Here is a 19,496-nt window from a genome sequence, read left to right on the forward strand (position 1 = left end):
GGGGATTCTGCCTCGGCCAATCAGCGACTGGCCTGTTTCAGCAACAGACCACCCGCCCCGAGGAACAACATCACAGGCAGCCAGGCCGCCAGAACCGGTGGAAGGGTTCCCTTCACCCCGAGGGAACTGAAGCTGAAACCAATCACGTAATAGACAGCGATGATGCCGAGAGTGAGCACAAATGAGAAGCTTCGGCTGCTTCGGTAACTGGGCTGAGCGCCGAGGGTGGCTCCAAACAAGCCAAACACCAGACAGGCCATCGGTACCGTGAACTTCTCCTGGATCCGCACACGTATTTTACGGGCTTCCTTAATGCTTCCGGACTCTTCGTACAACCTCTGGGCCTGCAATGCTTCAGCAACAGTCATGTTGACCGCATCTTCTTCAATTCCTGCCAGGCGCTGAGGAGCTGAGTCAAGAGGGTACAGATAACGTTTGAAATCGGCCTTGGTAGAGCTTCCATTAGCCATCAAAGTGAGTATATGTCCATCCAGGAAATACCAACCAGCCTGATGTTCATTCCAAATAGCCCTATCAGCTCTCAACATCTGAGTAATTCCAGCTCGAGAGAAGTCAAGAACCGTTACATCTTTCATTTCACCATCCTGAAATTTCCGTGAATAAAAAAGTTGTAGTAAGCCTCTGTCTGACGACTTTCCAGCTACTCCAGTACGCCTACCAAATCGAGGGTAAATAATGTCTTCTCCATTTTTATTAGCTATAGCTTGGCCCAAACCCCGCTTTAAGCTGACTTCTGCATAACGCTCACTGCGGGGCACGACCACATCGTTCAAGACGAAGCTGAACAGAGTCATCGCCATCGAGAGGGCGAGAGCGGCACTGATCATCCGCTTCGTGGTGATGCCGAGGCTGCGCAGGGCGGTGAGTTCGTTGTTTGCGGAAAGACGGGTGAACACAAACAGCGAAGCCATCAGCGTTCCAATCGGCACAGAGAAGGCCAACCAACGCGGAATGCTGAACAGCAGCACCTGAACCGCGATCGTGATCGGCAGGTTCTTGTCGACCATCTGCCGCACCAGTTCAAACATCACGCCACCCGTGAGCAGCAACAGGGTGAACAGGGCAATGAAGAACAGAAGCGGACCAAGCAGCTCCTTGAGCAACCAACGATCCAGAAGATCCAGCCGCATCCAGGTGGCCCGTTTGAGACGATCCAAAATCACAGTTGGAATCCCTCCCCGAGGTAATAACGACGCACCTGTGGATCAGCTGCCACCTCCTCGGAACGTCCTGCGGCCAACACCGCACCATCGTTGAGGATGTAAGCCCGATCAGTGGTGGCCAGGGTTTCGCGCACGTTGTGATCGGTGATCAGAATCCCCATGCCCCGGGAGCGCAACCCCTCGATCAGCAGCTGCAGATCCGCCACCGCAAGGGGGTCGACGCCGGCAAAGGGTTCATCCAAAAGCAGATACGTCGGTCCGTTGGCACCCGATGCCAGTGCCCTGGCCACTTCGCAACGGCGACGTTCACCCCCAGAGAGTTGGAAACCAAGACGGTTGATGAACGCGCTGAGGTGAAAGTCCTCAATCAGCTGCTGGCGCCGATCCCGACGCTGCTCGGAGCTGAGATCGGTCTGTTCAAGAGCGATATCCAGATTTTCACGCACCGTGAGATTGCGAAACACACTCGCTTCCTGGGGCAGGTAACCCACACCAAGCCGGGCTCGCTCCGGCATGGGCAGATGGGTGACCCGCTCACCGTTCACCGTCACCTCCCCCTGATCAGGGGAGAGCAAACCGATCACCAGATTGAAGGTGGTGGTTTTTCCAGCTCCATTGGGACCGAGCAGGCCGACCACCTCACCGGGGGCAAGCTTCAGATCCAAGCCCTTCACCAACTGGCGGCCCCCAAGGGTGATGGAGACATTCGACAGTTCCAGGGTCATGGAGTCACCGGGTTGGTCTCGGCCTGAACGTCGAGCACGGGTTGGCTGGGAGTGAGCGACCACTGACTGAACACCTGCTGGCCGGGAACAGGGCTGGCATTCGCGCGACCTTCATCCAGGAGATAAGTAAACCGATCAGCGCGGAGCTGGTTGCCATCAGCCTGGATCACATCAACATCACCACTCAGAACAATCCGGTCTTCCTCCGTGAAGTACTGGGCTTGTCGGCTGGTGGCCACCAAACCACGACCGGCGTGCACCAAGCGAACGTTGCCACTGGCGGTGATCACACCCGTTCCGTTGTCGGCCGATTGCAGGTCGGACTCAATCGTGATGACGCCAGCGTCAGCTGTTTGCTGAGCCTGGGCCGACAACAGGGGCCAAAGGGCCGCCAGAAGGGGCAGAGCTAAAAGAAGCCCCCGAGAACGGAGCATTGCTTTCACTGCCACACCACCTGCCCAAGTTCGTTGAGATTACCGGCGCTTCAGCGCATGGGCTCAAGAACGGGGACAGTGCATGACTCGGGATCCCCATCCTGCTGAAGCGCCTCAAGCCGCTGTTGCGCAGCACGGCACAGAGACGCAAGATCCAAGCCAAGATCCGGGGTTCCAGGACGTTTGAGACGACCCAAAGCTTCACCGAAAAGAATCGTGGCACCGCGCCGGTTGTCCCTTTGCAGGTGCAACTGCGCTACTGCCACCTGCAGGATCCCCTGAAGGCTGCGCCGTTCCGGATCAGCTGTTTCATGCCAGAGCTCTTCAAACAGATCATGAGCGGCGTACCACTCACCTGCATTGAAGAGCTCCACACCCTGCTGAAAGCGAGGATCTGCCTGAGGCATCAGCGCTTGGACTTGGCCGGCTTCTTGCCGGGAAGTTTGCGCAGACGGATCGACTCGGGCGTGACTTCGAGCATCTCATCGGGACCGATGTATTCCAGCGCTCGCTCCAGCGTCATCTGCACCGGTGCTTGCAGCGTGTCCAGTTCCTCAGCGCCCGCGGAACGCATGTTGGTGAGCTGCTTGGTCTTGCAGACGTTGATCTCGAGGTCCTGAGGCCGGTTGTATTCCCCGATGATCATTCCCTTGTAGACCTTGGTGCCCGGGCTGATGAAGAACTGGCCGCGATCCTCGGCGTTCTTGAGGGCATAGAACGTTGCTGTTCCTTCTTCGAAGGCGATCAGCACACCGTTCCGACGGGTGTCGAATTCACCCATCATCGGCCGGTATTCATAGAAAGAATGGCTCATGATTCCTTCGCCGCGGGTGGCCCGGATGAATTCACCGCGGAAACCGATCAGACCGCGGGAAGGAACGATGAACTCCAGCTGGGTGCGGCCATCAGCGCTGGTTTCCATGTTCTGCATCTCGCCCTTGCGGGTGCCCAGTTTTTCGATGCAGCTGCCCACCGCTGGTTCAGGCACATCCATCACCAGGGTTTCCACCGGCTCGCAGGGGGTGCCATCGATGGTGCGGTAAATCACCTGCGGCTGGGACACCTGGAACTCATAGCCCTCACGGCGCATGGTCTCGATCAGGATGCCGAGGTGCAGCTCACCGCGACCACTCACAGCAAACCGGTCCGGTGAATCGGTGTCTTCCACACGCAGGGCAACATTGGTGAGCAACTCACGCTGCAGGCGGTCACGCACCTGACGGCTGGTGACGAACTTGCCTTCCTTGCCCGCAAAGGGTGAATCGTTGACGACGAAGGTCATCTGCAGGGTGGGCTCATCCACCTTGATCAGCGGCAGAGCGGTGGGCTCATCGGGGCAGGCGATGGTTTCGCCGATGTTGACGTCGTCAAAGCCAGCCACGGCCACCAGATCACCGGCAGACGCCTCTTCGATCTCGACGCGCTGCAGCCCCTCGAAGCCCAGCAGCTTGCTGATGCGGCCCTTCTTGATGCTGCCGTCGTCCTTGATCAGCGCAGCGTTCTGACCCTGTTTGATTTTTCCGTTGTGAACGCGGCCAATGATGATCCGGCCGAGGAAGTCGGAATAGTCAAGGGTGGTGATTTGCAGCTGGAGGGGCTTCTCCGGATCACCAACCGGGGGCGGAACGTGGCGCAGGATGGCATCGAACAGCGGACGCATGTTGTCGCTGTCGGTCTTCATGTCGGGCTTGGCGAAGCCTCCGAGACCGCTGCCGAACAGGTAGGGAAAATCGCACTGATCATCGTCAGCGCCGAGTTCGATGAATAGGTCGAGCACCTTGTCGACGGCGGTCTCGGGATCCACCCGGGCCCGGTCGATCTTGTTGACGAACACGATCGGACGCAGGCCCTGCTCGAGGGCCTTCTTCAACACAAAACGGGTCTGGGGCATCGGCCCCTCGTTGGCATCCACGATCAGCAGGCAACCGTCAACCATGCCCAGCACCCGCTCCACTTCTCCACCGAAATCGGCGTGACCAGGGGTGTCAACGATGTTGATCCGGGTGTCGTTGTAGGTGACAGCCGTGTTTTTCGACAGGATCGTGATGCCCCGCTCACGCTCCAGGTCGTTGGAGTCCATCACACAGGTGGGGACGGCCTCGTTGTCGCGGAAGATTCCTGACTGCGCCAACAGCGAATCGACCAGAGTCGTCTTGCCGTGGTCAACGTGGGCGATGATCGCGATATTCCGGATCGCCTTGTTGTTGGCGCTCATGCGGGCTGACCGTAAGTATTTGTGAAGAACGCCAAAGGCGCAGTGCGACAGGTTATCTCAACGTGAGAATCGACTGGTGCGCTCCGGACCCTTGCTGCGCAGGCTGCCGCGGGTGACGCCCAGCTGGTGGTGGATCTGCTCCTGGGACCAGACCTCCTGGGTGGCCATCCGACCCGCCAGAGCCTCGGCGTAAAGGCTGACGCGCCGTCGCGTCGCAGCGGCATCCTCATCGAGAAGTTCGAGCCGGATCCTGCGCACGCCTGCCCGCAGCAGCGACGGAAGCGCTTCGACGCCCGATTGCGCCGTGCCATTGAAAAGGGTGTTGCGACAACCCAGATCAGCCCGCAGTGGGTGTTCAACGCCACTGCGATCCCGCAGAGTGACGTGGTGCTTCTCACAGGGACGACCGCAATCGGTGTGGTCCTTGCCGTCCGAGAGGAATGCACAGAACAGGCAATGCTCCATGTGGAACAACGGCATGTGCTGGTGCAGGGTGACCTCCAGCAGCGCTGGATCAACGGCGGCGGCAAGATCCAGCAGTTGCTGAAGGTTGAGGTCGTAACTGGCCGTGAGTCGCTGCAGCGCCCAATGGTCGCGATACCAGTGGAAACTCAGGGGGTTGGCGGTGTTGAGGGAAAAGTCACCAATGCAGGGGGCCAGCGGCGTCAGCACCTCCAGCTGATCGGCATTTCGCACCAGGAAACCGTCAGGACGGGCCCGAATCAGTGGCTCAAGCGACCAGCGTTCATCAGGCCGTGTGATCCGTGCACCGGCCAGCCATACACCCTCAGGCCAGCAGCCTCGACCGATCGCCACCGCTTCCCGCAGCTCCCGAGGCTGCTCGAGATCCGCCACCACAGAGCGAATCGGCAGGTCCGTGCCGGAGAGATCCACCAAGGCCTGCAGCTGCTCCAGGCTGCGCACCAGCACCACCAAGCCTGGCTTGGTCTCGCTGAGGGGAGCGAAAGCTGGTGGGCACATCTGAGCCAGCAGCTCCGTTGGGTCTGCCATTTTGGTGGCTGCAGGGACAGGCCCTGAATCGATGCTGCAGTCCCCTGTGGCCTCCAACTGCTCCAGCAGAGCCCTGCGCATCCGGTTCAGTTCTGCCACGGGCAGAAAAAGATCGCCCTCCAGTTCGATCTCCAGATGCTGAAGCGACCAACCGGTTCCCCCCAGGCGTCCCAATTGCTGCTCAAGCCTTTCCCGATCAAGGGGGCGCTGCGAAGCACTCTGGAGCGGCATGGTGCTGCAGAGCTTCAGCTCAAATCCCTGGGGCTCCAGCACCTGCAACTCCAGCCGGGCATCCAGCCGACCGGACACCCGCAGCGCCAGATCCCTGGACCGAGCCTCCACCGTGCGACGGGCGGCACGCTGCCAACGGGACTGCCAATCGGGATCACTGGTGAGCCAGACCGAGGCGCCAGCTCTCAAGCCAGAGCCATCCACACGATCGGGCCCCAGGCGCAGCTTCCAGCGTTCGTTGCCCATCCGCTCACACACCATGATCCGGCCACCGATCTCCCGAGGCGGCTGCAGCGGGTCGGACGACACTTGTTCCAGCACAAGGCCCTGCCCGGGATGCAGCTGTTCCCGGCTGCGCAGATGCAACCAACCACCCAGCTCCACCCGCAGCAACTGCCCCAGTAGCGGGCCCCGCTTCTTGCTCCAGCGGCCATGCACCAGACGGCGATGGTTCACCCCTTCAAGCCAACCGGTGGAAAGGCCTCGGGAAAAGGCCAGCTCAAGCTGGCGTTGCACCTGCGGCGCCGAAGCGGGGGTTTGATCCAGGCGCTGGCGATAGGCGTCGGTGACGGCAGCCACGTAGGCAGCGTCCTTCAGACGCCCTTCGATCTTGAGGCTGGCCACGCCGATGCGCTGCAACTCCGGCAGCAGCTCCCAGGCCGCCAGATCCTGGGGCGAGAGGAGGTAGCGCTGGTCTTCAAGGGGATGGGGTTGCCCATCCACCACCATTTCGTAGGGCAGGCGACAGGCCTGGGCACACTCACCTCGATTGGCACTGCGCTGCCCGAGGGATTCACTGGTCAGACATTGACCGGAATAGGCGACGCAAAGGGCGCCGTGCACAAAAACCTCCAACGGCATCGCAAGGTTCCGCTGAATCAGTTGTGTCTGCAGGCGCTCGAGATCACGCACGGCCAGCTCACGAGCCAGCACCACCCGCTGGCAACCGAGCGCCGCAGCCTGGGCAATCCCCGCGGCACTGGTGATCGACATCTGGGTTGAGCCGTGCAAAGAGAGGTTCGGCACCAGCCGCTGGGCCAGGCAACACAGCCCCACGTCCTGAACGATCACCGCATCCACGCCGGCTTGATCTGCAGCGATCAGCAACTGAGCCGCTGCCTCCAATTCATCGCTGAACACCAACACGTTGAAGGTGAGGAATCCCTTCACCCCCCGCTGATGCAGCCACTGCATCACCTCAGGAAGGTCTTGCAGTCGGAAATTCTCAGCCCGCTGGCGGGCGTTGAAGGCATCAACGCCGAAATACACCGCATCGGCACCGGAGGCAGCGGCCGCCTTCATCGCAGCCCAGTCGCCGGCAGGTGACAGCAGTTCGGGAACGGTCAAGGGTCCCGCCTGGAGAACCGACTGGCCGGCTCGAACAAACGCAGTGCATCCGCATTGCCCTCGTAACGCCAATGCCAGGGTTCGTACATCACACCCTGTTTGTTGCCCTCAGGGAAGGACAAAACGAAGTGATATCTCGCCGCATGGTCCTGCAACCAGCGAAAGGCCGCGGTGTCTTGAAAGCTCTGGGAGAGGTTGGTCTCAGGAAAACGGCCATCGCCTAGATCGACGGCGTAACCCGTGCTGTGCTCGGAGTAGCCCGGTGGAGCTGACACCTGGGCTCGCTCTTCGGCGGTCTGGTTCCGTTCGGAGGCCACATCAAAGAAGATCGATTCCTGGAGTGCCAGGGAGCGGAATCCACTGAGCAGACGCAGATCGATCCCGTCAGCCAAGGCGGAACGCATCATCATGTCGAGGGCCGCGGCGGCTTTCACATTCAGCTCGATCCCCGGTTCAAAGACAATGAGTTGATCAGCGTCAGCCTCTCCATAGGGGAAGTGGCCCAGGAGTCGGCCATCGGCGTCGGGTCGTTCGCGAAAGCCTGAAATCTCAAGGCTCTGCGTGGGCTGGCGCCGAGACAGCAGCGTGGGCACCAGCATCACGGCAGCCAGGCTTCCGGCACAGACGAGAACGAGCCCAAACAGCAAGCCAGCTGCGCCATTTCCCTTGCGTTGACGCGGCTGCCGTGTTCGTCGAGCGACCGGAATGTCCTCCCGCTCGATGCGTCGCGCAGAGGAGGCCCGAACCAAGGCGCAGATGCGTGTTGTTTCGATCGTAAAGGCAGCAGCCAGCTCAACCCACAATGGTTGTTGTGACAGTGATAGCTTCACAAAACAATCCAGCGGAGACGGGCTGAGATGTTGCGAGTTGCGGTGATCGGCGGTGGCCCAAGTGGCTCCTGTGCTGCCGAAATTCTGGCCAAGGCGGGAATTGAAACCTGGCTGTTCGAGCGCAAACTCGACAATGCCAAACCCTGTGGTGGAGCCATTCCGCTTTGCATGGTCGAAGAGTTCGACCTGCCCGACGAAATCATCGACCGCAAGGTCCGCAACATGAAGATGATCTCCCCTTCCAACCGGGAGGTGGACATCAAGCTCGATCCCCTCGGTTACGACGAAAACGCTTACATCGGCATGTGCCGTCGTGAGGTGTTCGATGCCTTCCTGCGCAACCGCGCCGCCGATCTGGGCACAACCCTGATTAACGGCCTGGTCCAGAAGATCGACACCGGTGCAGACCGTCAGGGCCCTTACACCATTCATTACGCCGACTACAGCGGTGGTGGCCCCACCGGTGAGCAGAAGACTCTGGCTGTGGATCTGATCATTGGTGCCGATGGCGCCAATTCCCGGGTAGCGAAAGCCATGGATGCCGGGGATTACAACGTGGCCATCGCCTTCCAGGAACGGATCAAGCTTCCTGCTGAGGAGATGACCTACTACGAAGATCTGGCTGAGATGTACGTCGGAACAGACGTCTCTCCCGACTTCTATGCCTGGGTGTTCCCCAAATACGACCACGTGGCCGTGGGAACGGGAACCATGCAGCAGAACCAGAGCCTGATCAAGGGTCTGCAGAGGGGCATTCGTGAGCGGGCCAACAAGCGCCTGTTCCAGGGCGAAGTGATCAAGGTGGAAGCCCACCCGATTCCTGAGCACCCACGTCCGCGCAGGGTTGTGGGCCGTATGGCCTTGGTGGGCGATGCAGCGGGCTACGTCACCAAGAGCTCCGGGGAAGGCATTTATTTCGCTGCCAAGAGCGGCCGAATGTGTGCCGAAGCGATTGTGGAAATCTCCAACAACGGAGCCTCCATCCCCACCGAAAAGCAGATCAAGTCGACCTACCTCAAGCGCTGGGACCGCAAATACGGTGCCACCTATGCGGTGCTCGACATCCTGCAGCGAATCTTCTATCGCAACGACGCTGCCCGGGAAGCCTTCGTCGAGATGTGCGACGACAAGGACGTGCAGAAGCTGACGTTTGACAGCTATCTGTACAAACGGGTGGTGATGATGAACCCCTGGCAGCAGATCAAGCTCACCCTCCGCACCCTTGGCAGCCTGATCCGGGGCGAGGCTCTGGCTCCATCCGTCTACAACCCTGTTCCTTCGGCCGTTGGCCGTTCCGACGGTGATTTCTTGGCGGAGGAAGCCGCCCAGCAGATCAAGGCTCAGGCTGGGGAATCCAAGGAGGGGAACTCCAAAGGTTCCGAGTCGAAGGAAAAGGCCGGCGTCTCCTGAGGGAGGCCGGTCCTCAACATCACCCCAACATCAATGACAATGCTGCTGGTCAGTTGCGCGACTCGATTGCCTTGCCAGCGGCATCCTTGATCCGCTCAATCCCCTGCTCAATGTTCTTGGCGGGGGATGTTTTTTTTTTGGTCGTCGACCAGACGTTGATGGCATAAACGGCGGCAGCAGCCAAGATCAGCGCCGCAATCACGGTTCCCAGACCATTGCCTCCCTGGCGGATCACCACAGGCTGCTGGGTTGTGGTCGTCTGTTAATCAGACATTGCGGCTCAAGCGGCTGGCCCCTGCTTAGCCGCAGAGGCCAGGGCTGCCTTCATTTGGATTGAATCGATTCAAATTCGGCCAAGACCGAAGCCTGATTGCGCAGGACCGCCAACAGGTTGAGGCGATTGAGCCTCAGCGCGGCATCGTCGACCATCACCATCACGCTGGTGTCACCATCAAAGAAGGCCTGCAGCGCCGGGGTTGCCGCGACGAGGGCATCGGCAAGGGCCTGATAAGACCGCCGCTGAGCCAGTGGCTGCAGCTGCTCGAGAGCTGCGAACAGATCCTTCTCACTGGCGGACTCGAACCGTTCGGCCTCAACCACTTCGCCGGCCACAAGCTGATCGCGTGCCAGATCACCTTTCTCGGCAAGCTTCGCTGCCCGCTGCACCACCGCCTGGACGGCATCCAGCTGACCACTGTCCCGAAGGTCACGCAACAGTTGAATCCGCTGCTTGACATCCAGGGGATCACTGAGCAGACGCTGGCTGGAGACGGCATCACCAGCCACAGCCTGCACCAGATCAGGCGCAAAGCCGTCGTCTTCCAGTTGAGACACGATCCGCTGCCGCATCAGCTGACAGAGGTCGTTATGCAGTTGGCTGGAATCCACCGCAAAGGCCGGGAACAGAGCAGCCCACTCCTCCACGGCGTTGCTGAGGAAGGCCATGAGGTCTAGGCGCCAGGCCATGCACCAGAGAATCTGCACAACACCATTGCCGGCCCGCCGCAGGGCATAGGGGTCGGAGGATCCGGTTGGTCGCTCTCCCTTGGCAAAGATGCTGAGCAGCAGCTCGAGCCGTTCCGCCAAGGCCACAACGGCTCCCGCGGGGGTTGCGGGCAGAGCATCACCGGCTCCCCGGGGCAGATAGTGCTCCACCACAGCGAGAGCAACATTGCGGGGTTCTCCCTCCTCCAGGAGGTATTTGCCCCCCATCAGACCCTGAAGTTCAGGGAACTCACCCACCATCTGGCTGACCAGATCGTTCTTGCAGAAATGAGCGGCACGCTGGGCCGCATCCACCACACTCTGATCCAGACCGAGTTGCTTCAACAGCAGGCCCGTGAGCCGCTCGATTCGCTCGGAGCGGTCCAGAAGACTTCCCAGGCCTTCGGCGAAGGTGACACGGTCGAGGGCTTCACGCCGGGATTCGCTGGACTGACGCCGGTCAACATCGAGGAAAAATTCGGCATCCGCCAGGCGAGCTCCAAGCACGCGTTCATTGCCGCGAACAATCAAGGACGACGCCGGGGCCAGGCCATTGCCCACCAGAAGGAACTGGGGCCGAAGCACAGCCTCAGCGGTGAGTCGGAGCGGATCAGCCTCCAGACCAGGCACCTGCAGCGGCACATAACGCTGGTGGGCCTGCATCACCGTGCTGATCACCTCCGGAGGAAGCTGGAGGAACCGCTCAGCAATGGTTCCCTCGAGAATCCTGGGGTCTTCAACCAGGTCCACCAGTTCCTCAAACAGCGACTCCGGACAGTCGGGAGTTCCGTTGGCGGCCTGTGCCGACTGGTCCAGGCTGGTGCGAATTCGTTTGGCCCGCTCCGCACGATCGACAACAACTCCAGCGGCGGCAAGGGTCTCTCCAAACTGCTCCGCTGATGCGATGGAGAGGGGCTCGTCACCATGGAGACGGTGGGCACGGCTGAAACGATCGCTGCGGACCTCAGGGTCAGCGCCGCCCAACACCACCGGGATCACCTCTGAACCCTTCAGCGCCAGCAGCCAGCGAATGGGGCGGCTGAAGCGCTGGGCTCCGGTGCCCCAGCGCATGAACCGCCGCCCCTGCAACGCATCAATCCATTGGGGAATCAGCCCCTGGAGCAGTTCAACGCAGGCTTGACCGGGGGTGAGCACGGTTGCGAAGACACAAGGCCCCTTGGGAGTGTCACGCTGCTCAAGAGCTGAGGGATCAACCCCGCAGCGCTTGGCGAAACCGATCGCCGCTGGCCCTGGGATGCCGTCCTTGAAGGCCTGAGCCACGGGAGGGCCCTTACGGTCTTCCTCAAGATCGGGTTGGCGGTCCTCCAGATCAGCAACGGAGACCACCAGACGCCGGGGGGTGCCGAACACCGACACCGCTCCATGGCCAAGCCTTGCCTCACGCAGATCACGGCTCACCCGTTGCTGCAGCTGGTCAAGCGCTTGCCTGACGAAATCGGCAGGAAGCTCCTCGGTGCCGATTTCCAGAAGAAAGGTTGCCGTCACGCCAAGGTCAGAGCCGGAATCGACTGTATTGGAAGCCGTTTCGCTACGTTCAAATCAAGAAATCCTTTTCGGGGTGGGGGAAGGCTCCTTGGCAGTGGCGGAAACAGGAACTCAATCGCTGTCCAAGGCGGAGCAGCGCAAGCTGGACAGCGACCATCTACGCGACCCGTTGTTGTACGAGCTCAGCAACGACGATGTTCGCTTCACGGAAGATGCCGTTCAACTGCTGAAGTTTCACGGCAGCTACCAACAGCACCACCGCGAACTGCGCAAGACCGACAAGGTCCGCAGCTGGCAGATGATGCTGCGGCTGCGCAGTCCGGGTGGACGCATCCCTGCCCGACTGTTCCTCGCACTCGATGACCTCTCCAACCGCCTTGGGGACGGAACCCTGCGGGCCACCACCCGTCAGGCCTTCCAGATGCACGGCATCGCCAAAGCCGACCTGAAAGAGGTGATCGGCACCATCGTTCGCAACATGGGCTCTACCTTGGCGGCCTGCGGGGACATCAACCGCAATGTGATGGCACCACCAGCTCCTTTTGAGAAAGGCGGCTATCCCGTGGCACGGCGCCTGGCTGATGAAATTGCTGATCTGCTCAGCCCCGAAGCAGCCGAGGGGGCCTATCTGGACCTCTGGGTGGATGGTGACCTGAGTTATCGCTTCAAGCCCAGCCGAGCCGTTCAGAAGGCCAGAAAGCGCCAGAGCGAAGGCGGCGTTTTTTCGGGCAGCACTGAGGAACCTCTCTACGGAGACACCTATCTACCCCGGAAATTCAAGGTGGCCGTCACCGTGCCGGGGGACAACTCTGTTGACCTGCTCACCCAGGACATCGGCCTGGTGGCCTTCACCGACCCCTCCGGCGATCTGCGGGGCTGCAACGTCTACGTGGGCGGTGGCATGGGCCGCACCCACAACAAGGAGGAGACCTTCGCCCGCACGGCGGACCCCCTGGGTTACGTCGATGCTGCCGACGTTCTGGATGTGGTTCAGGCGATCCTGGCGCTGCAACGGGATCACGGTGATCGGGAGGTGCGCAAGCACGCCCGCATGAAGTATTTGCTGCACGACAAGGGAATCCAATGGTTCCGCGACACCCTGTGCGCGACGTATTTCAAAGGAAACCTCAAGGGGCTGCGCAATGAGCCCAAGGCCAAACTTTTGGACTACCTCGGCTGGCATCGCCAGAAGGCAGGGATGTGGTTCGTCGGGCTGCCCCTGCTCTGCGGTCGCCTGAATGGAGATCTCAAGGCAGGCCTCAGGCAGCTCGTGAAGACGTATCAGCTGGAGATTCGCCTCACCGCCAATCAAGACCTGCTGCTGTGCAACATCGGCACCTCCCAGCGGGCCAGCATCCGCACCCAGCTGGAAGCTCTCGGATTTGAGGTGCCTGAAGCACCAGCCCCTCTGGCCAGGCATGCAATCGCCTGCCCAGCTCTACCCACCTGCGGGCTCGCCATCACCGAGTCAGAGCGCATCCTTCCAGATGTTCTCGATCGCCTCGATGCCCAACTGCGGCGGCTTGAGATTGAGAAGTCCCTGCTGGTGAGGATGACCGGCTGCCCCAACGGCTGCGCCCGCCCATACATGGCCGAGCTGGGCTTGGTGGGCAACGGAGTCAACCAGTACCAGCTCTGGCTCGGCGGCACCCCCAATCTCCAGCGTCTGGCGCGCCCTTACATGGAAAAACTTCCCCTGGATGATCTGGAAAAAACCCTTGAACCGCTCCTGATCAGCTGGAAAGCCGCGGGTGGACGTCGCAGTTTCGGAGACCACATCGAGAAGCTGGGTGATCAGGAAGTGAGCGCGCTGTTGACGGCCTCGGCGTAGATCGCCACAGCGGCACCCCTTCGCCAGGCCCAGAGCTGATCTCCGAACGAGTAGTGCCACCACTCGTTCGGATGCTGGGCGAAGCCGGACGCTTCCATCACGTCAGCCAGCAACTGCCGGCGTTGATGCCAGCGCTGAGCATCGGAATCTTCCCGACCGGCGTAGTGCTGCGGTTCAGACACCGCACCAATGGCATCAATCTCTCCCCCCATGGCCAAAGGCGTTCCATCACTGCTGCTGAGGGTGAGATCAACAGCCGCACCGGTGCTGTGGGGAGGCGGGGTCGCAGGATCCCGACTGGGGGCTGCCCAGAACCGCCCCACATCAGCGACCACCTGATCGAAGGCGTCCCCCGAGCGCACTTCAACACCGCGTTCACGGCAGAGTTCGGCAATGCTGTGATCCACCATGAAGGCCTGCACGGCGATCGGCCGCCAGGCGTCAAAAATGCTCAGGCGCAAACCGGGATCGTGCTCAACGAGCTGCTGCTGGGCGTCAAGCAGGCGCTGAACGACCCCCAGGCGCAATTGGAAGGGATTCCCCGATGCTCCATAGGGCGCCCCAAGCGCCATGTACGGATGAGGCTCAATCCGCAACAAAGCTGGAGGCAGCGCTTGCAAAGGCTCGCCGCACTCTTCGATGGGAATCGGGCTCCAGGGACGCATCGAGGCGGCAACAGATGAAATTAGTTCAAGGGGGTGCCGCCGCTGAGGCGACGCTGCTGGGCCTCCAGGGTCTCGCGCAGCAAAGGGTTCTGCTCGAGCTCAGGATCGGTCTTCAACAGCTCCTGGGCGGCTGTTCGTGCATCCTCCAGAACAGCACCATCATCGGCGAGGCTGGCCAGAGCAAGATCTGGCAGGCCCGACTGACGGGTCCCCAGCACCTGTCCAGGTCCGCGCAGGCGCAGATCCATCTCGGCGATCTCGAAACCATCGGTGGAGCGCACCAGCACATCGAGACGCTGGCGGGCCAGGGGGTTGGAGCTGCCGTTGATCAACAGGCAATGGGAGGCAGCCGCACCACGGCCGACGCGCCCCCGCAACTGATGCAGCTGCGCCAGACCAAAGCGCTCGGCATGGTCGATCACCATCACGCTGGCTTCGGGCACATCCACCCCCACTTCCACCACCGTGGTGGACACCAGAACCTGGGTCTTGCCCGCAGCGAAATCGGTCAGCACGGCCTGCTTGTCGGCACTGGAGAGACGCCCGTGCAACAGACCGACGGCCAGATCAGGAAAAACCTCCGAGGCCAATTCAGCGTGAACCTCAACAGCTGAACGAAGCTCGAGCTTTTCCGACTCGTCCACCAGAGGCAGAACGACATAGGCCCGCTGGCCCAGCTGCACCTCCTCGCGGATCAACTCATAGGCCTTCTCCCGCTTCGCAGCCGTGAGCATGCGGGTACGAATCGGTGTTCGCCCTGGCGGCAACTCATCGATCTGGCTGACATCGAGATCCCCATGCATCGAGAGCGCCAGGGTCCGAGGGATCGGTGTTGCCGTCATGGTGAGCAGATGGGGCTGCAAGCCCTTGTTGAGCAGGCGATCCCGTTGATGCACACCGAAACGGTGCTGTTCATCCACCACCACCAGCCCCAGGCGGTTGAACACAACTGGATCCTCGAGCAAGGCATGGGTGCCCACCAGCACCTTTAGCGACCCGTTGGCCAGGTCATCCAGCAGCTCCCGACGGCGGGGCCGCGGCGTGGATCCCGTCAGCAAGGCGACGCTCACATGGAGCTGCGGCAGCCACTGACAGAGGTTGCGGTAATGCTGCTCGGCCAACACCTCCGTGGGGGCCATCAGGGCCCCCTGCCAGCCCGAGGCAATGGTGCTGAGCAACGCCGCAATGGCAACCACCGTTTTGCCAGAACCCACGTCCCCCTGCACCAGACGGGCCATGGGTTCGCTGCGAGCCAGATCGGCTTCGATCTCCTGAAACACCCGTTGTTGGGCTGCGGTGAAGCGGAAGGGCAAAAGATCCATGAACTCCCCCACAAGCCCATTGGCACTGGATTGGAGATCCAGGTCCGGGCCCGTCCGAGAGCGCAGCGCCTGGCGTCGGCGCAACAGACCGAGCTGCAGGAGCAGAAACTCATCGAACACCAGCCGGCGCCGTCCCCGATCGAGGCTCTCGCGGTCCTTAGGCGCATGCAGGGCCTGCAGGGCCTCAGACAGTGCCGGCAGCTGGAATTGCCGCTGCATCACGGCGGGGAGAGGATCAGGCCACGATGCGGCGAGGGGCAGGACCTGATCGATCAGGCTGCGGAACCGATCCGCGCCAACCCCTTCGGTGAGGGGATACACCGGGAGAAGCCGGCCGATGCTGGGGGATTTCACCGGAGACGAGGGGCTGTCCAGCACCTCGATCAACGGATCCTGAAAGGTGATGCCGTAGGGGCCGTCTTTCACCAGACCACTGACGGCCACGGTGGCACCAACTGGGTAGAGGCGCTGCTGGCCTTTGAGGTAGGCCGGCGAACTGAAGCGTTTGCCCGCCAGGAAACGGCTCACCTTCAGGCGCCCCGTCGGATCCTGCAGCTGGAGCTCGATGATGGCGAGGTTGGTGTTCCTCGGGCTGACGAATCCGTTGCACCGGCGAATCGTGGCGACGATCGTGGCTGTTTCCCCCGACACCAGCGCCTCAATGCGGCGCATCGCGGAGTAATCGACATGATCACGGGGGTAATAGCGGAGCAGGTCACGCACCAGAAGCAGGCCGATCGAAGCCAGCCGTGCCGCGAATTTCGGACCCACACCACGGATCTGGGTGATGGAACTATCGAGCTGCAGTGGTGAGCTGGCACGCTGCTGGGGCGACACCTGAACCTTGAGGCGTGGCGGTGCCATGGGAGCCGAGGGTTCCAGGCGATGGCGCAGCTCATGCAGCCACTGACGGGCATCGGTGACCAAGCGACGGCGGGCCGGATCAGCGAGCTCCGGATAGTCGGCAAAGCCAGAGCTGAGCTTGGACATGCGTTCACTGACCCCCTGGGGGAAGGGAACGGCCGGAGGCGCTGCGAGTTGCTGCTGCAGAAACGCGTGAAAGCGCTGCTGGCGACCCTGCAGATTCTGAAAACCACGGTCAGCCTCCAACCCCAGCGAGCGCTGAAGGGGAAGCATCCAGGTGAGGAGCAGCGACAGCTGCTCGCTGGTCAGTCCCCGCTCAGCTGCTGCGTTGAATCCGATGGGGTCTGCCAATGGGTCCGGGCCTCACGATCCAGGGAGCGACGCTGCCAATGACGCTGCTGCCGCACCATTGTGAGCAGAGCATGGTGGTGAGCGCGCAATCGTTTGCGGCACTGACGCAGACGTGGGCTGTCGAACTCCAGATCGTTGCTGCGTAACAGCACGCAGAGCACGTCCATGCCCTGGTCGAGCTCACCGACAGCCAGAGGGAGGCGCAGGCGAAGCACGTTCGTGGCGGTTGGCTGCGTTTCGACCTGCCCCTTCAGGACAGCATCCAGAAGGCTGATGGGAAGGAGGGTCTGGGCCAGTCCTGACCGCAGCATCTGCACATTCACCGCATGGGACAGGTTGCGAAGGCGTCGCTCAAGCGCCTGATCCATGGCCTGGATCCAGTGCAACAGCGCATCCGGTTCATTCGGAAGAAAGTGGTCGTTGCTGTCCACCGATGAATCAAGAACAGCACCGGGATCAAGGGGCTGTTGGGCCTGTTGCATCGCATCACCGGCCAGCTCGAACAGTGAGCGGAGCACATCCAAATCACCCGAAGCTTTGTTGTCTGCGGGTTCAGGGACCGGTTCTTTAACGGGATCCGGGGAAGCCGTCCTCGGAGGGGATTCAAGCGGTGAAGCCAAGCTCAACTGAATGGATCCGCTCGGTTCTTCCCGTGGGAGCTCAGACGTGGGTGGCTCGGGTTCAGGCGCACTCTCCTGGGACTGGCGACTGAGCTTCTGCAGCATGCTTCTGCTGGCATGGGCCTGCTGGCGCCGTTGCTCCTGCTGCATCTGCCGCACCAGCTGCATCAGCTGCTCAACTGTGAGCAGAACGCTGCAGCGGTCGATCAGGTCTGTGACCGCTGCATGGAAATTCTGACGGGTCGACTCCGGCAGCCGACCAAAACGGGAGGGATCAACCTCACCGAGAAGATTGAACAGGGCCTGACGGGTGGCTCCTTCGAGCAGTTCCCGCAGCACCTGGAGATATAGAGCCTGCTCCCTGTACAGGGCGATAGCCCGCAGCCGGCACAACCGTTGAAGACGTGCCAGCTGTTCTGACGGGTCGTAAGCAGGCCTGACGTCCGGGTCGGACAAGGGAATCAGCCGGCGTTCTGCATGGACGCCACTTCAGCAGCGAAATCGTTCTCTTCCACCTCGATGCCTTCGCCCAGGGTGTAACGGGTGAAGCGACGAACTTTCACGTTCTCGCCGATCTTGCCAGCGGTTTGCTTGACGAGGTCAGCAACGGTGATGGAGCTGTCCTTGATGAAGGGCTGCTCCATGAGGGCGAGTTCCTTGAGGCGCTTGCCGATGCGGCCCTCAACGATCTTTTCCTTCATCTGCTCAGGCTTGCCCTCGAGATCGTCACGACCCATCTCGATCGCCTTTTCCCGCTCACGAATCTCGTCGGGAATCTCGTCGGTGGTGACGTACTCAACGTTGGGGCATGCCGCCACCTGCATGGAGACATCACGCAGCAGCGACTGGAACATGTCGCCCCGGGCCACGAAGTCGGTTTCGCAGTTCACCTCAACCAGCACACCCACGCGGGCACCGGTGTGGATGTAGCTGCCGATGGCACCCTCGGCGGCGGTGCGGCCGGATTTCTTTTCAGCGCTGGCGATGCCTTTCTGGCGAAGCCACTCAACGGCCTTGTTGGCATCGCCTTCCGTGGCGGCCAGGGCCTTTTTGCAATCCATCATCCCCGCGCCGGTCTTGTCGCGCAGTTCTTTGACAAGCTTGGCGGATACGGCAGCAGCCATCGGTCGGAGCAGTGAGAAGGGAAATTGATTCGCCGCCGATTCCCTGATTGGAATCAGCGGCGTGAACTTAGCGGTGAGAGGAGATCAGCCTTCGCTGTCGCCACCACGCTGATCGTTGGAACCGTGGCGGCCCTCATTGATCGCATCGGCCAGACGGCCCAGGATCAGTTGCACAGAACGAACGGCGTCGTCGTTGCAGGGAATCGGCACCTCACAGAGGTCCGGATCACAGTTGGTGTCCAACATGGAAACCAGGGGGATGTCGAGCTTGCGGGCTTCAAGCACCGCATTCGACTCACGACGCTGGTCCACCAGGACCACAACATCGGGAAGGCGACGCATGTTCTTGAGGCCACCCAGATACTTCTGAAGACGCTCGAGTTCGCGACGCAGCACCGCACCTTCCTTCTTAGGGCGCATGGCGATGGCGCCGCTGGACTCCATCCGCTCCAGATCCTTGAGACGGTCGATCCGGGCCTTCATGGTGGTCCAGTTGGTGAGCATGCCGCCCAACCAGCGCTGGTTTACGTAGGAGGCTCCGCAGCGGGCGGCTTCCAGCGCCACAACTTCAGAGGCTTGCTTCTTGGTGCCAACGAAGAGGAAACGCTTGCCGCTGCGTGCCGCAGAACGGGTCCACTTGTAGGCGTTGTTCATGCAGACGGCGGTCTGCACGAGGTCGATGATGTGAACGCCGTTGCGCGCGCAATAGATGTAGCGCGACATCTTGGGGTTCCAACGACGGGTCTGGTGCCCAAAGTGGGCACCAGCCTCCATCATTTCAGCGAGGGTGACGACAGCCATGGTTTAAGGGTTTCGGGTTCGCCTCCACCTGCCAGGGACCT

At 61.2% G+C, this 19,496-nt stretch carries 16 protein-coding genes; 2 read left to right on the forward strand and 14 right to left on the reverse strand.

Features of this window, described 5'->3' with window-relative positions:
* Positions 1-20 precede the first annotated feature (20 nt).
* Genes SynTAK9802_RS06605 through SynTAK9802_RS06635 form a run of 7 tightly spaced genes read right to left on the reverse strand, consistent with a single transcriptional unit; the run spans position 21 to position 7,896 of the window.
* Positions 21-1,151, reverse strand: coding sequence for an LptF/LptG family permease (locus SynTAK9802_RS06605; protein ID WP_186495495.1), 1,131 nt, complete (start codon positions 1,149-1,151; stop codon positions 21-23).
* Between the two features lie 29 nt (positions 1,152-1,180).
* Complete coding sequence (gene lptB, locus SynTAK9802_RS06610; protein ID WP_186495496.1) at positions 1,181-1,909, reverse strand: LPS export ABC transporter ATP-binding protein; 729 nt, start codon at positions 1,907-1,909, stop codon at positions 1,181-1,183.
* Complete coding sequence (locus SynTAK9802_RS06615) at positions 1,906-2,343, reverse strand: LptA/OstA family protein (RefSeq protein WP_186495497.1); 438 nt, start codon at positions 2,341-2,343, stop codon at positions 1,906-1,908. The genes lptB and SynTAK9802_RS06615 overlap by 4 nt, the downstream gene beginning before the upstream one ends.
* A 50-nt stretch (positions 2,344-2,393) precedes the next feature.
* Positions 2,394-2,750, reverse strand: a complete 357-nt coding sequence (locus tag SynTAK9802_RS06620; RefSeq protein WP_186495498.1) for a DUF309 domain-containing protein — start codon at positions 2,748-2,750, stop codon at positions 2,394-2,396.
* Complete coding sequence (typA, locus tag SynTAK9802_RS06625) at positions 2,750-4,558, reverse strand: translational GTPase TypA (RefSeq protein ID WP_114989070.1); 1,809 nt, start codon at positions 4,556-4,558, stop codon at positions 2,750-2,752. Before typA ends, SynTAK9802_RS06620 begins: the two co-directional genes overlap by 1 nt.
* Before the next feature lie 57 nt (positions 4,559-4,615).
* Entirely contained in the window at positions 4,616-7,147 is a 2,532-nt protein-coding gene (locus SynTAK9802_RS06630) for a U32 family peptidase (protein WP_186495499.1), read from the reverse strand.
* Positions 7,144-7,896 carry a M15 family metallopeptidase gene (locus SynTAK9802_RS06635; RefSeq protein ID WP_186495500.1) on the reverse strand — a complete coding sequence of 251 codons (753 nt, stop codon included), beginning with the start codon at positions 7,894-7,896 and terminating at the stop codon, positions 7,144-7,146. Before SynTAK9802_RS06635 ends, SynTAK9802_RS06630 begins: the two co-directional genes overlap by 4 nt.
* A gap of 108 nt (positions 7,897-8,004) precedes the next feature.
* On the opposite strand from SynTAK9802_RS06635, the gene chlP reads away from it, so the two are divergent.
* A complete protein-coding gene (chlP, locus tag SynTAK9802_RS06640) occupies positions 8,005-9,387 on the forward strand; it encodes a geranylgeranyl reductase (RefSeq protein ID WP_114989068.1) in 1,383 nt (460 codons plus the stop codon).
* Positions 9,388-9,436: 49 nt separating this feature from the next.
* On the opposite strand, the gene SynTAK9802_RS06645 is transcribed toward chlP, so the two are convergent.
* Positions 9,437-9,625: a hypothetical protein gene (locus SynTAK9802_RS06645; protein WP_370586350.1), complete on the reverse strand. Its 189-nt coding sequence runs from the start codon at positions 9,623-9,625 to the stop codon at positions 9,437-9,439.
* Positions 9,626-9,711: 86 nt separating this feature from the next.
* Positions 9,712-11,877, reverse strand: coding sequence for a glycine--tRNA ligase subunit beta (glyS, locus tag SynTAK9802_RS06650; RefSeq protein WP_186495501.1), 2,166 nt, complete (start codon positions 11,875-11,877; stop codon positions 9,712-9,714).
* A gap of 88 nt (positions 11,878-11,965) precedes the next feature.
* Between glyS and SynTAK9802_RS06655 the strand changes: the two genes are divergently transcribed.
* Entirely contained in the window at positions 11,966-13,708 is a 1,743-nt protein-coding gene (locus tag SynTAK9802_RS06655) for an NADPH-dependent assimilatory sulfite reductase hemoprotein subunit (RefSeq protein WP_186498070.1), read from the forward strand.
* On the opposite strand, the gene SynTAK9802_RS06660 is transcribed toward SynTAK9802_RS06655, so the two are convergent.
* The 5 genes from SynTAK9802_RS06660 to rpsB all read right to left on the reverse strand — a co-directional run bounded on the left by SynTAK9802_RS06660 (position 13,672) and on the right by rpsB (position 19,455).
* Entirely contained in the window at positions 13,672-14,373 is a 702-nt protein-coding gene (locus tag SynTAK9802_RS06660) for a M15 family metallopeptidase (protein WP_186495502.1), read from the reverse strand. The two genes, SynTAK9802_RS06655 and SynTAK9802_RS06660, sit on opposite strands and share 37 nt — an antisense overlap.
* Positions 14,374-14,393: 20 nt before the next feature.
* Positions 14,394-16,910, reverse strand: a complete 2,517-nt coding sequence (gene recG, locus SynTAK9802_RS06665) for an ATP-dependent DNA helicase RecG (RefSeq protein WP_186495503.1) — start codon at positions 16,908-16,910, stop codon at positions 14,394-14,396.
* Entirely contained in the window at positions 16,865-17,986 is a 1,122-nt protein-coding gene (locus SynTAK9802_RS06670; RefSeq protein WP_186495504.1) for a hypothetical protein, read from the reverse strand. Before SynTAK9802_RS06670 ends, recG begins: the two co-directional genes overlap by 46 nt.
* A 5-nt stretch (positions 17,987-17,991) precedes the next feature.
* A complete protein-coding gene (tsf, locus tag SynTAK9802_RS06675; protein ID WP_038555235.1) occupies positions 17,992-18,654 on the reverse strand; it encodes a translation elongation factor Ts in 663 nt (220 codons plus the stop codon).
* An 84-nt stretch (positions 18,655-18,738) separates the two neighbouring features.
* Positions 18,739-19,455: a 30S ribosomal protein S2 gene (rpsB, locus tag SynTAK9802_RS06680; protein WP_006850376.1), complete on the reverse strand. Its 717-nt coding sequence runs from the start codon at positions 19,453-19,455 to the stop codon at positions 18,739-18,741.
* Positions 19,456-19,496: the final 41 nt, after the last annotated feature.

Origin of the sequence: Synechococcus sp. TAK9802 (assembly GCF_014279535.1) — a bacterium.
Lineage (GTDB): Bacteria > Cyanobacteriota > Cyanobacteriia > PCC-6307 > Cyanobiaceae > Parasynechococcus.

What these genes read in the sequence shown, in the direction of transcription:
- SynTAK9802_RS06615 (WP_186495497.1), bottom strand. Translation starts at nt 2,343, where the DNA reads ATGCTCCGTTCTCGGGGGCTTCTTTTAGCTCTGCCCCTTCTGGCGGCC.
- SynTAK9802_RS06620 (WP_186495498.1), bottom strand. Translation starts at nt 2,750, where the DNA reads ATGCCTCAGGCAGATCCTCGCTTTCAGCAGGGTGTGGAGCTCTTCAAT.
- rpsB (WP_006850376.1), bottom strand. Translation starts at nt 19,455, where the DNA reads ATGGCTGTCGTCACCCTCGCTGAAATGATGGAGGCTGGTGCCCACTTT.
- SynTAK9802_RS06605 (WP_186495495.1), bottom strand. Translation starts at nt 1,151, where the DNA reads ATGCGGCTGGATCTTCTGGATCGTTGGTTGCTCAAGGAGCTGCTTGGT.
- lptB (WP_186495496.1), bottom strand. Translation starts at nt 1,909, where the DNA reads ATGACCCTGGAACTGTCGAATGTCTCCATCACCCTTGGGGGCCGCCAG.
- SynTAK9802_RS06660 (WP_186495502.1), bottom strand. Translation starts at nt 14,373, where the DNA reads ATGCGTCCCTGGAGCCCGATTCCCATCGAAGAGTGCGGCGAGCCTTTG.
- chlP (WP_114989068.1), top strand. Translation starts at nt 8,005, where the DNA reads ATGTTGCGAGTTGCGGTGATCGGCGGTGGCCCAAGTGGCTCCTGTGCT.
- tsf (WP_038555235.1), bottom strand. Translation starts at nt 18,654, where the DNA reads ATGGCTGCTGCCGTATCCGCCAAGCTTGTCAAAGAACTGCGCGACAAG.
- typA (WP_114989070.1), bottom strand. Translation starts at nt 4,558, where the DNA reads ATGAGCGCCAACAACAAGGCGATCCGGAATATCGCGATCATCGCCCAC.